Origin of the sequence: Shewanella sp. 10N.286.45.A1 (assembly GCF_041470405.1) — a bacterium.
In the GTDB taxonomy this organism is placed as follows: Bacteria; Pseudomonadota; Gammaproteobacteria; order Enterobacterales; family Shewanellaceae; genus Shewanella.
In genome coordinates this window covers 1-15,726 of record NZ_JBFRMK010000332.1, presented here as the reverse complement: position 1 = coordinate 15,726, position 15,726 = coordinate 1, and the positions used below count along the sequence as shown (strand labels likewise).

The window sequence follows — 15,726 nt, the reverse complement described above, 5'->3', positions numbered from 1 at the left end:
AATGCAATTGGTATAAGTGGTGGTGACGAAGCTAAGCCGGAATCTAACCCCCTGGTCAGTGCTCCAGCTCACAGCGGTGCTGACGAGTAGTTACTAACATAATGCATTAAAAAGCCCGTATTTAACGGGCTTTTTAACGACTGTTATATGATAACCGAAGTGATAACGTTACTTCTTGACCCACTTACCGCTGGGCGTTTGAATGTATTGTCCTTTTTTGGTGCCCTTAATCGCTTTTTCAGCAGCAAGCTTGGCAACATCATCCAGTGAAATATTATTTTTCTTGGCTATTTTCTGATAGTGAGATTTACGCTTAGCGTTAACCGAACTGACCAAGGATTTTGCCTCTGCTGAGGATTTAACCAGGCCAAGATATCCATTAGTTTGCTCTCCGACTAACCCTTGTGCTTTAGCATCTTGTAGAGAAATAGCCAAGGCATTGAAGCTAAGTAGCAGCCCAGCAAACAGAACTAGTATTTTTGATTTCATTAATCGCTCCTTCTTATCCTTGGGTTAAAATAACTCATCATCGGCGAGCAGTTCGTCGAGTTCTTTGTCTACTTTAATCTTGATTTCATGCTCAATTTTCACATTGAGGTTTATCACGATAGGCTTATCTGGTGGCTCTATTTTAACGGTAGGGCTACAGCCAATTAGGGCATATATTGCAATGAGCATACTCAGAGTCTTTTTCGGGATATTAAATATCTTCAATGACTTATCCTTACTTTGTGGTAATGGCAGCGTATATAGAAGCCTAGAGTAAACAGGTTTAGCTATTTCGCCAATCAATTTATTACTGTTGTATAGAGTTTTCAATTTGGTTTTGTAAGTTGTCACCAATTTGTAGGCTTCTTAGAAGTTGCAGCATGTTCTCCTCTTGAGAATAGTTTAGATGAATTGGACGTTCGATGCCTCTGCTTCGGCCTTTTACATTGACCTTAAGTATGGCATCACCGAGAGTGTCCATATCAAAACTACTTGAAAGTTGTGAATATTCTAAATGCTCCAACGCCGAAAAGGCGAATTCCAAGTAAGGTTGGCTTAAGCGCATTTGATCTACAGCAGGGTTACCTGAGACGGCAATCAACCCTCCTGGCTGTCTCGCTGCTAATTGTCCGCCTTTAATCTCTGCTTTCCCATTTTTAATGGTAATGGGTAAAACGCCATCAAAGATCCCATCCGCGTATATGCCTACTTGTGGTTGGATTTCCAATAGCTTTTCTAAGTTGATGTGTTGCAGTACGAAGTACGCTGAAGAGGGCTTTTTCAAACTTAATTTAAACTGTGGGATCAGTAATTGTCCGTCGAGCAGATCTCCTTGGGCTGTCAGTCTCACTGAGGCTTGTTTAACTCCGAAAATTTCAGCTGGTAAGGCCAAATTATTGGCTTCATCAGTGCTGATAGAAGTCGCTGATAAACTTGAGTCAGTGCTAAATGATAATGTGGCTTCAGCTGCGATGTCAGTGATTAGCACACCTGGATTAAACGCCTGTAGAATCAGCTCTATATTGTCACACTTAAAGCTACTGCTGCTATTTTTATTCTGCTTCTGTTGCCATTGGTAGTGACACTGAGTATTTAAAGAGCCGCCTTCAAAGGGTAAGTTGGCAAAGCTACCTTCAATATTGGTTACATTTGGCTCGAATGTTAGTAAGAACTGGGTATCGTTATCTTGTTCAAACTGATAATGCACATTAAGAGCAGTATTGCCATTAAGGATAATCGATTCTGGGAGTGACTCTGCCTGACTTAAAAAAGCGATGATAGGTTCAAACTCACTATTAAATTGCCAGTCCCCTCTGAGGTTAAAGCGATTAAACTGACTATTTTGAGGTGAATAAGCATGTTGGCTTGAAAAGTTTATATCATTAATCCACCAATCCTCTTGAGTGTAGAGTTCTGCAGATTTAAGCTGTATAGATTGCGCCAAGTTTACTTGTTCTAAGTGCAACAGCTTTTGGTCAACCTTTCGTTTCTTTTTAGCTGAGAGCATTACCGTAGATTTATCGAATTCAACTTGATTTAGTGACCAATCAAGCTGGTTTGACAGTGTTTGATGCAATAGTTGGGTGACAAAAGTTTGTGACTTAGCAGACGATATTGTCAAGGTCGTAGGATTTTGTAGCGCCACTAGGGCTGACTCTATATCCAATTGATAACGAGTTTTCTGTGAGTCACTATATTGCTGTGTCAGAAGGCTATCTTCAAGCTTGTAACGAATTTCAGGAATCGTGAGTGTCGTTTCTCCCTGTTCAAAATGGAACTGGGCTGCTGTCACTAGTTCTAGTTCAGTTTTCTTGACGCTAGCGTTAACGCTAGGCGCTGCAGCTGCTATGTTGTAGGCATTGTTAGACAGGGTAACTCCTTGAGTCAATTGCAATGCCTGAGGATCAATATTGACGCTATAGCTTGGTTTTCCATCGATAACGGCAGCGGTAAACACCCCCTGAAGTTCAATTGCAGCATTATCTATAGCGATGTCATAAGGCAGTGTCGTTAATGTTGGCCATAGGGAATTAAGCTGAATATTCTGTTGGTGTTTAGCCTGCATATGCCATCTAAACGTTGTTTGAAAGTCAGTTTGTTGTGGGAGATCGACATCCTGTTGGCTACTAGTGTTCTGGGGGCTAACAGAGTAATTGATATCTGACACATTTAGCTGCGCCGCCAATTTACTCTGTAATAATTCAAATGATATGTGCTCGGTAGATATAGATTTGTCTTGCAGTTTATAATTTATTGGCGTGTTAACTGCTATACGCAGCTGTGGCGCGATGACGTTTGCTTGCTTATCTTCAATCGACATTACTTTATAAAGATTGCTCAATGCCGCTTCGAAAGGCGCATCATTAAGACGGTGCAATATATCTGCTAGTTGTTGCTTAGAAGGCGCGACAACTAACTCAAAAGGTTGAACGGTTAGCTGCAGATCTGCAATGTGTCCGTTTAAAGCAAAAGCCAACGATTGAGTTGAATCATTATTTGTTGGTTGTAAGTTGAGCGGTTTGGTTTTGTTATTTGCCAGAGATGTTCTAATTGGCAAAGTAGAAGGTGCTAAAGTGAGATCTGCAAGGCTTTTTAGCTCAACACTTAATTGGTTCAACTGATGTGTAGATTGTAAGTGCCCAGACTTTAAGGCCAGACTCATGTTTGAATCTAAACGTCCACTTAGGTTTATCTGCTGTAAATGCAACATTTCTTGAAGTTGGTATAAAGGGGCTAGCAAACTGCTGGTTTGTTTGTCATTTTCTGTCACTATATCGCTATTTATTGAGAACAGCTGAGACTCAGCGGTGTAGATATTTGCTGATAAAGCTTGTAATTCGTTAAAGTCTATTTGGGTTTTAGCTTGCCAGAGGTTTGGCGAAAGTTGCGCATCTAAACTAAATACTGAAGCATTGTTATGAGCAATTTGGCTGTTAAAACGGCCACTTTTATCTAGTGTTAGCTCAGCTAATGACATGGTTAGCTTTTCGGCTGCAATTCCTTTTAATGTGAATCGGGTTTGATCTATTTCAATTTCAGGTAATGCTGCAAAGTCGAGTGCTATTGTCGGGTTTGAGGTATTACTATTGTCCGTTGATTGGCGCAATATATTAGGGCTTAGTAACACGTCAACATTTTTGGCCGACAAGGATTGCAGATCCCCAATCCCCAAAGCGAGTAGCTTTGCTTCTGGTACAAGGGTTACCTCTAGTTCAGTTATCTTAACGTCGCTGTCATTAACAGTTAATGATACTTGTGGCATCAGCCAATGAGTCAAGGAAAGTGGTTTAACGCTTAGTTGTTTAAGCTCTATTTGATAGGGCTGCAGAAAGTGATTTGCTAACGAAAGCGTTAACCGTTGGTAATTGAAGCTAATGTAGAGCGCCGAGATAAGAAGTACGCACAATATCATACCAAAGAAAATCAGTAACAAGCGTCGAGCTCTATGGCTAAATGTTTTTGTAGCGGCCTGCTGCACTTATTGCACTCTCTTACGTTGGTTTAATTTGAATTGTTAAATGGTATGCGTCTTAGGTTTATAGGGCAGATTCTAGCACCTTATCTAAAGCTCTGAACAGTTTATCAATGACTTAAGCTGCTATTTATTGAAAAGACAGCCGTTATCTTGTGAGCTATTTTAGCTTGTTCGCGGCGGTTTAGCTCGATAGATAACCTGGATGTAGCATCTTCAGAGTAGTGACATTGAGTCTTAGGCAGGAGCGAGTATTAGCGATCGATTAAGTTATTTCGATTGGTATCGCTTTTTCGATGCGGCTGAAGAGATGAGGGGATGGCAGAGAAGGGAAGTCTTCTGCCAACAACTATCAATCGCCCCTAATGATATCGACATCGATGAGTATAATTGCTTTCGATGTCGATACTTATATTTGCTACTTCCAGCGAATGTGTGTTGTTAATGTATGACTTTCTTTTGGCGCAAGTGTCACTTGGTCTTCAAGTACATTCGCAGCCTCAAGGCAGACCATAGACAAGTAATCGTCATCATTAAAACGCGATAATCGTTGTGACTTATCTATCCAAGGGTTCCACAATACCGCGCTATGACTATTCTCGCGTCCGACTTCTATAATCCCTTTATTGGTATGAAGCTGTTGTACAGGGCTAAGATTGGTATAAACTCGATCTGTTTCACGTTTAAAATCAACATCACCCTGAGGTTGTTCAAAAGGACCGTTGCCAAATTCGATGTACTTTGACCCTTCAAATCCAGTTGCCGTTAATTGGTGAATATCTTCAATAGGAAAATAGCTATGCAGTGCTTGAGTCAAGCTGACTTCATAATCACCGTGGTTAATATTAGTTAGGCTCACTGACAAGGTTTCGCTAAGGCGAAACAGCAACTCAACACTGGTATCGTGGGGCCAGTATTGCCTATCAGATTCAGAAATAGGTAGGGTAAACTTTACCTCTACAGCATCATCAAGCATTTTTACCGAGTCGAGTGTCCATATACTGGTGCGAGCAAATCCGTGCTGAGGAAATCCTGGATTAGGGCTCATACCAAACCATGGCCAACATACTGGTACTCCACCGCGAATACCACTTCCAACTTGATAATCATCAGCACTTGAAACCCACAACAGAGGTTCTTTTCCTAGTGGTTCAAAGTAGTCTATTTGCGCACCTTGTAGAAAAATTCTAGCCTTGCATTGAGCGGTATTTATTTCAACATATTCAAGACCATTGGCGTGCTTTTTAGTAGTGACCGAACCCATTGGGAGATGTCCTCTCTGAATGTAAACGCGATAGTTAGAATGAGCTTACCCCGTTTTGTAGGGTTAGATAAGGGCTATTTAGAATGATTTTACGGTAACGCTGTTCTGATGGATAAACAAAGCCAAAATAATGCTGAGTTTTTGCTCAAATTTGGTTAAGGTGGTCAGAGCACTGACCATAAATAAAACAATGAAAGGGATGACGCATGCCAATTTATCAAGCTCCGTTACGTGATTATCAGTTTGTACTCAATGAACTGCTCGATATTTATAACCAAGATAATTTAGCAGGATTTGATGAGTTCGACCCTGAACTTATCGATGCGGTATTGCAAGGAGTTGCAGACTTTACCACTGATATCATGCTGCCATTGAATGGTTCTGGCGATGTCGAAGGCTGTAAGTTAATTGATGGGAAAGTGATTACACCTAAAGGATTTATTGATGCCTATCAACAGTATGTTGATAACGGATGGGCGACATTGACCTGTGATCCTGAATTTGGCGGTCAAGGATTGCCAGAAGTTGTTGGGATCTTTGCCACCGAGATGAAAACGGCGACAAACATGGCTTTTGCTATGTATCCAGGTCTGACTCATGGTGCTTACGCTGCTATTCATGTGCATGGTAGTGATAATTTAAAACATAAGTACCTAGAGAAATTGGTGAGTGGAGAATGGACTGGCACCATGAACCTTACCGAATCTCATGCGGGAACCGATCTTGCGCTATTACGGACTAAAGCCGTTCCTGTCGGGGAGGACACGTTTGCTATTACTGGCGAAAAGATATTTATCTCATCGGGAGATCATGACTTAACTGACAACATCATACATTTAGTATTGGCAAAGCTACCGGATGCTCCCGATGGCGTTAAGGGGATCTCTCTGTTTGCAGTGCCTAAAGTGATGGTGAATGAAGATGGAAGTTTAGGTGAACTCAATAGCCTATGTGCTGCGAGTTTAGAGCATAAAATGGGGATCCACGGTAACTCGACTTGCGTAATGAATTTCGATGGCGCTATTGGTGAGCTTGTTGGTGCTCCGCATCAAGGCCTTCGGGCAATGTTTACCATGATGAACCAAGCCAGATTGGGAGTGGGAATTCAAGGGTTAGGTGTGTCTGATATCGCTTATCAAAATGCGTTGGCTTACGCAAAGGACCGTATTCAAGGTCGAGCGTTAAGTGGTGCTAAAAATACCGAGTTAGCAGCTGATCCTATCTTGGTTCATGGCGATGTACGCCGTATGTTGCTGTCACAGAAATCCTTTAATGAAGGTGCTAGAGCACTAATGGGTCAGCAAGCGCTTTGGCTTGATGAAGCAGAGCGCCATAACGATCCGCAGCAACAAAAGAAAGCGGCTCAACTAGCAGCGTTATTTACGCCCATTGTGAAAGGGTTCGTGACTGACCAAGGCTTTAAGGCTTGTGTTGATGCACAGCAAGTGTTTGGTGGTCACGGTTATATTCATGAGTGGGGCATGGAGCAATTTGTTAGAGACATCCGTATTTCGATGATTTATGAAGGCACTAATGGTGTGCAGGCACTAGATTTGGTTGGCCGAAAAGTGATGGCAGATAAAGGCGCCGCATTAAAGCTGTGGTCTGAGGAAGTAAAAGCCTTTATCCAAATGAATCATGCTAATGAAGCGATGAAACCATTTGTTTCCGCTTTAATGGCTGCGGCAAATGATCTTGAAAAGGCTACAGGCTTAATAGCGACAGAAGCCGCACAAAAACCAGATTTTATCGGTGCCGCTTCATTTGCTTATATGCAGTTATTGGGTATTACCGCTTTAACTTGGATGTGGGCAAGAGTGGCTAATAAAGCATTGGCCGCGATAGATTCAGGCGTAGAAGATGTCGGCTTTTATCAAAACAAATTGAAAACAGCAGATTTTTATATCGCCTACTGGACGCCACAATCACGTGGTCTAGTTAAACAAATAGACTCAGCAAGTCAGATCATTTGTGATTTCGATGCTGCTGACTTTTAATCGTTAACACCAATCTGTATAAGAAAAAAGCCTATTACCCTGAGGTAATAGGCTTTGTTATTTAAGCTTCAGAACTATCTGATGTGCAGATTCTTTCGGTTACCGCTTTATTTTTTAGCTACGAAAGGTAAACGCTTTCTTAGCGTAATAGGCTCGCCGTCAACATCAGCTATCACAGTGACTTCAAACCATGCATCGTGCTTTATTAACTTAGCATCGATAGCGAAACTCTTGCTCAATGGTTTCTCTTCGTATGGTTGCATAGTAAAAGCCTCGATATGACGTTCACTCTCTTTGCCATGAAACAGGTCAAAAATTACCTGCCCAGATGTCGCACCTGCGAATGGACCATTTAGTTGGCCTGATATGGTGAGTTCACCCTCTGCATACTGGGCACTGATCTGTGATAATTCAAAACCACGATACTGTTTCGATTTTTGAGTAACAGATTGACTTATCTGTTGCTCATTCCATAAGTAGCTGATATTAGCTGTGATAGTGCTAGCTTCATTAAGCAAACTTGTCTCGACAGGAATTTCTAGTCGCTGATCTGGTTCAATGGTGACAGTTTGTGCTGCTGTGGACTTTTCTCCACCAGTGACAGTTAGGCTTAACGTCATCGAGTCTGTACTGCGGTTGGTTAAAATAACAACCTCTTCGAGTGATGCTAGACTTTGGCCAATCCAGTCAACTTTAAGCTCTAAGCCAGAAAGTTCAGCAAGTGCATCATTTAAGCCAGCGCCTGCTTTAGCTAGCGCAGGCAATTGCTCTACCACTGCTGCGAGTTCTTTATCGGCGGATTGACGATTTATCGCTGCATTATTGAGTGTGTTAAATCCATCTCTCCATGCTTTAGGCGTGTTATCGCCTGCTTTCCATATAGCTCGAGCAAATCTAAGCGACAGAGAGTCTCCGTTAAATGCCCAAGCATTTGTTGGTGCTGATGTTGAATAGTCAACTTTATCAGGGTTTAAGTCGCGACCATCGTCGATGAACGGGGTGATACCATGTTGGTTATCTGTTGAAATCAAACCAAATGGGTTATTTACTAATGTGTTGTAAATGTTTGCAGATATCGGCATTTCTGCAATAAAGGTATTTGCATCTTTAGCTTTCAAGGTATAAACAATCTGGTTTTTCTGAATTTGAATTGAAACGCCTAGCTGCGGCTTATCTTGGCTATTTATGCTTTTGATAATATCAGCAGGTAAAGCTATCTCTTTTGACTCAGTGCCTATAGATTGGCCATCAATCACCAAGGTGTTACCGGTTTTTATTTCAACTCTTAACTGCGGATCGGTATCAGTGTTTGCCCCTTTCCAGCCAGAGAAACTGGCTAACTTGGCTTTGGTGTTCTCTGCCGTTGATTGTGCACCAAGTGCCATTCCAATAGTGCCTTGGTCAATCTGTGTCTTGTCGAAGTCAATCACAAACGCAAGGGTTGGCTCAGTAACACCACGTTTTGCGGGTAAGGTTAACGAGTTTGCTGCGGCTTGCGGGAAATCAATTTGGAATGGAGTGAAACTAGGCGCTTGTGCTGGTGTCATGTTAAAACCAAGTCGCTGCGGGCCATATTCATAGCTCGATTTACGCTTGTAGAACATATTACCGTCCATTTCCCATTGACCGCGAGTGGCGACTTCATGAGTTTGAACAATGTTTTGAGCCCACTGTTTGAAGTTATGCTCAAGTGCATCCCAATCAGGGACAATTTCTTGCAGTAGCGCTAAAGACTCAGCTCTACTCGCCGTTTGACGGTTAACAATTTCTTGGTGATAGATCTTCATGTACTGCGAGTATTCTGGGTTGTTATACATGAATTGTACAAACAGTACGTTAAGGCCGCGGTCAAACTTGGCTCGATTATGGATGTCGACTAATGTTGGATTTTCTTTTGCATAAACATCAATGCCTTGACTTACAACATCAAAAATTGGCACATCATGTCCAAAAACTGACAGTTGTTTCTTGTCACTATCGAAAACATGGTTCGCTAATGAATCACCTAAACCTTCACCATGCCATGAGGGGGTCCACGGGTAGTTACCGACAGCCATTTGATAAGAATGCATAGTTTCATGGATAGCAATATAGCGACGATGCTGAGGTCTCTCGGTTGGAAAGCTATAACCGACTTGGTTATAGAACATCGCTTCGCCGCCGGCATAGTGGTGAACACCACGATTAAAACCATCATCAAACATGGCTAAACGTAGCTCTCCAACACTGGTTGCATAGGTTGACGCTATTCGCTGATTTTTAATGTTTGCCGGTTCTAGGCCAAAAAACTCAACATAATAGGGGTAGGATAACTCGAGTAGTTCTAAGAAAAATTTTGCACGCTCTGCAGGGTAGTCGGTTTTTAATGCAAAGTGCTTACTCACATACCAATCAAATCCATCTGTATTGGCCACTTTGCCTTCGCTAAATGTGAAGGGTATTTGCTTACCAACAAAAGCGACATCAATATCGACAACGGTCGAAGTTCTCGCATTATGGATCACCTCAGCTTTCATTGCAGCTGGGGCAGGTATCGCTTGTACGATATCTAGTGAGTAACTTGATGTGGATTTATCTGAGATAGATGCTGGCTGAGGTGGAGTGTTTTGTGCACAAGCGCTCAAAATAATAGCGGAGGTTAATGCGTATATAACTTTCTTTTTCATACAAATCAATTCCATAATATTAGAATGTATGGCAACGACCCAATATGCCTTAAAGATAAGACCTTTAGTTAACTTGTTGGTTTTTCTTCTTGTAATCCAAATTTAACTTGTTCAGGCATGTAAGGTTGCCACTTATTAAAGATAAAGAGTTTTACAGGTAGACGAATTATTATATTAGAAAAGGGTTTCTTTAATATTGGTGCATAATAAATAGGGCGTTCAGTATTGTCGTTTTATTTAGCTAGATAGTACTATTTGAAAATCCTATTCGAGTAATATTATCTTCGTTATTTCTACCAAACAGGAATGATACTTGAATTTGGGGATATTGTATACCTTTATCGTTAGTTGTTGATAATTATTGGAATAAAGTCAATTGCTTTGGCGTTTTGATGATTGGCAGGTAATGATGTTGAGGTTTCATTCGTTGTAGTGATAAAAATTGTTGTTAGCGCTTAATGTGAACTGTAGAGGGGGGGGGGTAGCCATTTTTATTATTATAATACGGTTCGTTTCAAAGTTTTATTTATCATCTTTAACGGATGCTTTAAATTTCTATACGTTTTGATATCATCACCCTTAATGTTTTTCATGTTGCAGTGTTAACGTTTATTGAGTGTGAGCCGATAATGGTTAAGGAATGTTAATTTAGTAATTGTTTTAATAAGTAAACCAGAATAATTAATCAACAAATGAATTGGAATCGTGATAACTGGGTATCCTATGAGTATTAAAAATTCGATAACAGCAAAAATAGTTGTTTCTACAGCAATTGTTGTCTCTCTAGTCCTATTGTTGACTGCATTTTTTACCGTGCGTTACGTTGCCCAATCCGCGAGTAGCGAATTGGATGATTCCATGGCGGCATCAATTAAGTTAAATGCCACTGAAATTGAAAGTTACTTTAAGCAGCACGCAAATGGCGTAGAAACGGTATTTAGAAACGTTGGACTTATCGATTGGTTTGATAGCCATACTGACCGGGGGCAAGGATTAGACACACCGGAATTTGAACGCGTCGTTGAAATCATGGGCAGAGAGGTGAAACAAAGTAGCGATATCATCTCAATATTCTTTGGTTCAGGTCACACCGGAGAGTATTTTGATCATACCGGGGTGTCTGTATTGCCGGGTTATAACGTATTAGAACGTTCTTGGTGGAACGATGTTAAAGACAGGCAAAAATGGACTGTAAGTAAAGTTATTTTTGAACCTCAATTTGATGAGTTTTATGTTTCTCTTAATTTCCCCATTGCGAACTTCCAGCAGCGGTTTATTGGCGTTGGCGGCGTTGATCTCTACTTAACATCTGTAAATGATATTGTTTCAGCTATTCATTACAAAGGGCAGGGACAGGCATTTTTACTAGACAACAATGGCGATATGGTGGTGTTTCCTGATGAAGAAATTGCGATTGTAGATGTTGAAAATCGAGAAACCGAAAATATCAAGCTTGATATGTTAGACCGACAAAATAGTAATGAAGGCTTTACGCAGCTAGCAAGGCAAATGGATCGTGATAGTTTTGGTAAATCGCAAATCACTTGGCGAGGCAAAGATTATTATGTGCAGTTTAGTAATGTAGAGGTTTCGCAGTTAGGTTTGAACTGGAAACTGGCCATCATGATCCCAGTCGACTATGTGGAAGCACCAGTTAATGAGGCTGTGCAGTCTTCAGCTCTGATCGTTTTATTCATTTTGGTTGTCACTTTAGTCGCGGTTTATTTTATGACCTCTATACTACTTAAACCACTTTCTCAGGTGAAGGAAGCTTTAGTCGAAATAGCGGAAGGTGATGGAGACTTATCTAAAACCATTCCTGTTAGAAATAATGATGAAATTGGCCAGCTATCGGAAGCATTTAATAGTTTCGTTAGCCAAATCCAAAATATTGTTAGCCATGTGCAGGACAGTAGCGCTGAGTTAAAGCAGACAACTGCCAATGTGAGTGATATCAGTCAGGTCGCCTCTAATAAAATTGCAGCTTCACAGCAAGAAGTCGCTTCAGCAGTTAATACTATCAACATGATGGCTGAGACAGCACATGAGATTAAAGAGCAGGTTTCAAGTGCCCGCCAATCAGCAGAAGCAGCGAGTGAGACTTCAAAGCAAGGTCAATCAGTATTGAGTAACTCAATGGAGGGATTATCAACACTCAATGTAAACTTTGATAGTGCCGTTCATACCATCGAAGATCTGCGCATGAGTAGCCAATCGATTGGTGAAGTGATGGTGGTGATCCGCAATATTGCCGAGCAAACAAACTTGTTAGCCCTAAATGCTGCAATTGAGTCCGCAAGAGCGGGTGAGCACGGTCGAGGCTTTGCGGTTGTTGCTGATGAAGTTCGCCAATTAGCCAAACGAACCCAAGAATCGACTGAAAGTATCCAAAGCAGTATTAATGATTTGCAAAGTAAAGCGGTTGCTGCTGAATCGAGTATGCAAACGACACGCGAACAAGTTAATCAGTACATGGAAGATACTCAAGTTGTACATACTCAACTTTCGGAAATTACTGTCGTCGTAGATGAGAACAGTGAACATATGCAGGGTATTGTTAGTATTACCCAAGAGCAAGATCAGGTCTCGCAATCTATTAGAGATATGATGCAAGAGGTAAATAATATTGGTGAACAAACTCAATCTGAAGCCGGTAATTTAATGCAAAGTTGTACTGATCTTGAAACGCAAACCGACAAACTGACAGATTTAGTCAGACGCTTCAAAATATAGTTGCACTGAATAAGTCATTTGACGATGACGAAAGCAGCCCAGCAAGCACTTTGTCTAATCAACAAGGTGCTTTTTTGATTTGTCGCTGTTAAAGACCATCTTGGCATGCAGTTTAACTACTGGAAGTGGTTATTTCGCTTAGATAATGGCTATTTAAATTGTTAGCACATTCAATATAAGCTAACTACGGCTTAGTATAGTTAGGACTCACCGGCTACAACACAAGTCATCTCTATTGCAGGTAACTATCACCTCTTGGCCTACAACGACTTTATTCGCCGAAAGTTAATGCAGCAAATATCGAGCATACTGATGGTTTTATCTAGCGGTTAGGGTAAAATTCGCTGCATTAAGACAGTGATAAAGCCAAATAAAGGATAGTTACGTGAAGTACGATTGGATATTGTTCGATGCTGATGAGACCTTGTTTCACTTTGACGCCTTTAAAGGTTTACAGCTGATGTTTTCTCGGTTCAATGTTGACTTCACCGTCGAGGATTTTCAGCACTACCAGTTGGTAAACAAACCTTTATGGGTTGATTATCAAGATGGAAAGCTAACGGCTAAACAGCTACAAAATACGCGTTTTGAAATGTGGGCCGAGAGAATTAAAGTGTCTACCCAGCGACTTAATAGTGAATTTCTTGCGGCAATGGCAGATATCTGTACATTACTACCTGGTGCTCAGGAGTTGATTGATGCGCTAACGGGCAGAGTTAAAATGGGGATCATTACTAATGGCTTCACTGAATTGCAAACTGTAAGGTTAGAGCGCGTAGGTTTAATGGATCGTTTTTCTCCGCTAGTGATATCAGAGCAAGTGGGAGTCGCCAAACCCGATGTCGGTATTTTTGATTACGCTTTCTCACAAATGGGTGAGCCTAAACGTGATGCAATATTAATGGTTGGCGACAATCCACATTCCGATATTCAGGGCGGCTTAAATGCAGGGATCGATACTTGTTGGCTTAATCGACTTGGGGAAGATAAACCTGACAATATTACGCCGCATTACGAAGTTAGCTCTTTAACTGAACTACAGCAGTTGTTGAATACAGACTAACACTGTTTTTCAAAGTGAAGTAATCGGTTATTTGCTGGCATGCTAAAGTCTGCGATTAAGCTTAACCCTTGCGCTTCGGCAAGTTGCATTATCCATTCAAAATCGCGTATTGCACTTTGAGGGTTTCTGTTTGCAAGCCAGCAGTCAAAATTTCGATTACTTTCACTGCTGTATTGCCCCTGATAATTGAACGGCCCATAGATGCAAAGCTGTCCATTGGCATTTAAGTGTCTGCCAACCCCAGAGAAAAACTGTATCACCATCCCCTTTGACATGATATGCAACGTATTTGCGGTAAATATTGCATCGATGGATAACTGCGCTAGTTGATAAATCGGCCATGGTTGCATCACATCAAGTTCAACTGGCTTACGTAAATTAGCGCTTGGTGACTCAGCCAGCCAGGCGTTGATCCCGGCATGATATTCCAACTGATCGCTAGTTTGCCATGTCAGGTGAGGGAGTAGTTTGGCGAAGTGTACTGCGTGTTGGCCCGAACCGCTACCAATTTCCAGTACATGTGATGATTGGCTAAAACTGTCTTGTAATATTGCTGCAATAGCGGCTTTGTTATTTTCACATGATTGAGAGTAGGGTAGAGAGCTCACAGAAATATCCTTGTTATCAATGTCGCTAGTCGTTATTGCACCGGCAGGTAAAACAGCGCCAGTCTGATTTATACAGGTTATTTTTACTCTTTTATGTGACTAAAAACAACTGCATATAACTTGTATATTAAACTGAAACAGCCAGATAGTCGTAGGCAGATTTTATGAAAGAAGTTATTATCAAGCTTACATCTTATGCCGTAATTACGGCCATAATGAATAGGGGAATAATGTGGCGATTGAACAACAAGAGATGATGGCAGTATTGAGTGAGCTTGAATGTCGCACTAACTTTACTCTCAAAAAAGTGACTGAATATATGTTGCCAAAACTCAAGGAGCCTTTCTATCTGTATGTTGATGGTAAGCAGGCTCAGTTAGTGATTAGGCCCGCTTATGAAGTGTTTAAGGCCGACTTTGCTGCACTTGAGGGAGTTAATGCCAAAGAGCAGTATTGTCATTATTCTGAAATGACTCGGTTTCCAAAGCGTGTACAAAAGAGTGTTAACGGTATTCACTATGGCTTGGCATTTAGTTTCGACAATGTTGATGCCATAAAAGGATTTATTGCTAAATTAATCACGATAAATCAAGGTTGATTCGTTGAGTTTACAGAGATAAAAGCAGCATGTGTTCAAGGTTATATCAGGCATCTGTAAGTGCGCTTATATTGAGGCTAAAGTGAGAAAAAGTGACAAAAAAATAGAGAATACTATCCGGCGCGTATTAACTGAAGTTTGTGAGCAGTTAAAAGAGAACGTTGCCGGGTTTGAATGGCTGACTCATAAAGTGGATTACAACAATGTAAATCAGACTTTAACGGTCACCTTAATGTTTGATTCCTTTGCATCACTGAGAAGTGCTAAGGCTACGTTAAAAACCAATGACATGGCAAAAGATGTTGCTAGTGCGTTAGCTAAGCAAGGTATTGAGCTTAAAAATATCACTAAACAATGCCATTTCGATACAGATGAACGTAATGGACAGTGAATATTGAAGTACAGCTTTCAAAGTTGTCATTGTCTTTAGCCTTTATGTCGGTTTTTATCTTATTGACCAGAGTATCAACAAGGGCACTGTTGATTTGTTGGTTTATAGTAAACATTTTGTAGCAAGTAATGGTTGGCGTTAATCGAGATTGGCAGCCATAATTCGGCGATAAGGATATCTTGAGTCAAATACAGGGAGTTGAAATCAATATGGATACTAATCAAGTGACCCATCAACAGGATCAGATTGATTGTGATGACGATATCGAGATGTTGTCTCAACTTAATCGAAAAAGACTTAAATTCTTTGGCTTAATGTTAGGTATTGCTGCCGGATTACCCGCCGGATTTTACGGCGCTCGTTGGATCTATCAATGGCTCTTTCCAGTCAGTTAATCGATATAATGCAATAAAAAAGGCTCCATTTAGGTAATGCCGGTCAGTTA

12 protein-coding genes are annotated in these 15,726 nt (G+C 41.0%); 6 read left to right on the top strand and 6 right to left on the bottom strand.

Going from position 1 to position 15,726, the window contains the following annotated elements; genetic code table 11:
* Nucleotides 1–168 precede the first annotated feature (168 nt).
* From AB4238_RS20615 to AB4238_RS20600, 4 genes are all read right to left on the bottom strand, one after another.
* Complete coding sequence (locus AB4238_RS20615) at nt 169–489, bottom strand: YdbL family protein (RefSeq protein WP_372035313.1); 321 nt, start codon at nt 487–489, stop codon at nt 169–171.
* A gap of 24 nt (nt 490–513) precedes the next feature.
* On the bottom strand, nt 514–678 hold the full coding sequence (locus AB4238_RS20610) for a YnbE family lipoprotein (RefSeq protein ID WP_143711249.1): 165 nt from the start codon (nt 676–678) through the stop codon (nt 514–516).
* 118 nt (nt 679–796) lie between these two features.
* Complete coding sequence (locus AB4238_RS20605) at nt 797–3,967, bottom strand: YdbH domain-containing protein (protein WP_372035312.1); 3,171 nt, start codon at nt 3,965–3,967, stop codon at nt 797–799.
* A gap of 412 nt (nt 3,968–4,379) precedes the next feature.
* Nucleotides 4,380–5,225, bottom strand: a complete 846-nt coding sequence (locus tag AB4238_RS20600; RefSeq protein WP_372035311.1) for a D-hexose-6-phosphate mutarotase — start codon at nt 5,223–5,225, stop codon at nt 4,380–4,382.
* Between the two features lie 206 nt (nt 5,226–5,431).
* Here AB4238_RS20600 and AB4238_RS20595 point away from each other — a divergent pair, with 206 nt between their 5' ends.
* Nucleotides 5,432–7,222: an acyl-CoA dehydrogenase C-terminal domain-containing protein gene (locus AB4238_RS20595; protein WP_372035310.1), complete on the top strand. Its 1,791-nt coding sequence runs from the start codon at nt 5,432–5,434 to the stop codon at nt 7,220–7,222.
* A 107-nt stretch (nt 7,223–7,329) separates the two neighbouring features.
* Here AB4238_RS20595 and AB4238_RS20590 read toward each other — a convergent pair whose 3' ends face one another.
* Entirely contained in the window at nt 7,330–9,888 is a 2,559-nt protein-coding gene (locus AB4238_RS20590; RefSeq protein ID WP_372035308.1) for a hypothetical protein, read from the bottom strand.
* Nucleotides 9,889–10,611: 723 nt separating this feature from the next.
* Here AB4238_RS20590 and AB4238_RS20585 point away from each other — a divergent pair.
* Both AB4238_RS20585 and yjjG read left to right on the top strand, forming a co-directional pair.
* Entirely contained in the window at nt 10,612–12,621 is a 2,010-nt protein-coding gene (locus tag AB4238_RS20585; RefSeq protein ID WP_372035306.1) for a methyl-accepting chemotaxis protein, read from the top strand.
* A gap of 385 nt (nt 12,622–13,006) precedes the next feature.
* Nucleotides 13,007–13,684 carry a pyrimidine 5'-nucleotidase gene (gene yjjG / locus AB4238_RS20580; RefSeq protein ID WP_372035304.1) on the top strand — a complete coding sequence of 226 codons (678 nt, stop codon included), beginning with the start codon at nt 13,007–13,009 and terminating at the stop codon, nt 13,682–13,684.
* On the opposite strand, the gene AB4238_RS20575 is transcribed toward yjjG, so the two are convergent.
* Nucleotides 13,681–14,292 carry a DUF938 domain-containing protein gene (locus tag AB4238_RS20575; protein WP_372035303.1) on the bottom strand — a complete coding sequence of 204 codons (612 nt, stop codon included), beginning with the start codon at nt 14,290–14,292 and terminating at the stop codon, nt 13,681–13,683. The genes yjjG and AB4238_RS20575 overlap by 4 nt on opposite strands.
* Nucleotides 14,293–14,524: 232 nt before the next feature.
* On the opposite strand from AB4238_RS20575, the gene AB4238_RS20570 reads away from it, so the two are divergent.
* The 3 genes from AB4238_RS20570 to AB4238_RS20560 all read left to right on the top strand — a co-directional run bounded on the left by AB4238_RS20570 (nt 14,525) and on the right by AB4238_RS20560 (nt 15,676).
* Nucleotides 14,525–14,890, top strand: coding sequence for a hypothetical protein (locus tag AB4238_RS20570; RefSeq protein ID WP_372035301.1), 366 nt, complete (start codon nt 14,525–14,527; stop codon nt 14,888–14,890).
* An 82-nt stretch (nt 14,891–14,972) separates the two neighbouring features.
* Complete coding sequence (locus AB4238_RS20565) at nt 14,973–15,281, top strand: Fis family transcriptional regulator (RefSeq protein WP_372035299.1); 309 nt, start codon at nt 14,973–14,975, stop codon at nt 15,279–15,281.
* Nucleotides 15,282–15,490: 209 nt separating this feature from the next.
* The gene (locus AB4238_RS20560) at nt 15,491–15,676 is read left to right on the top strand and encodes a hypothetical protein (RefSeq protein WP_372035296.1); all 186 of its coding nucleotides are present in this window, start codon (nt 15,491–15,493) and stop codon (nt 15,674–15,676) included.
* Nucleotides 15,677–15,726: the final 50 nt, after the last annotated feature.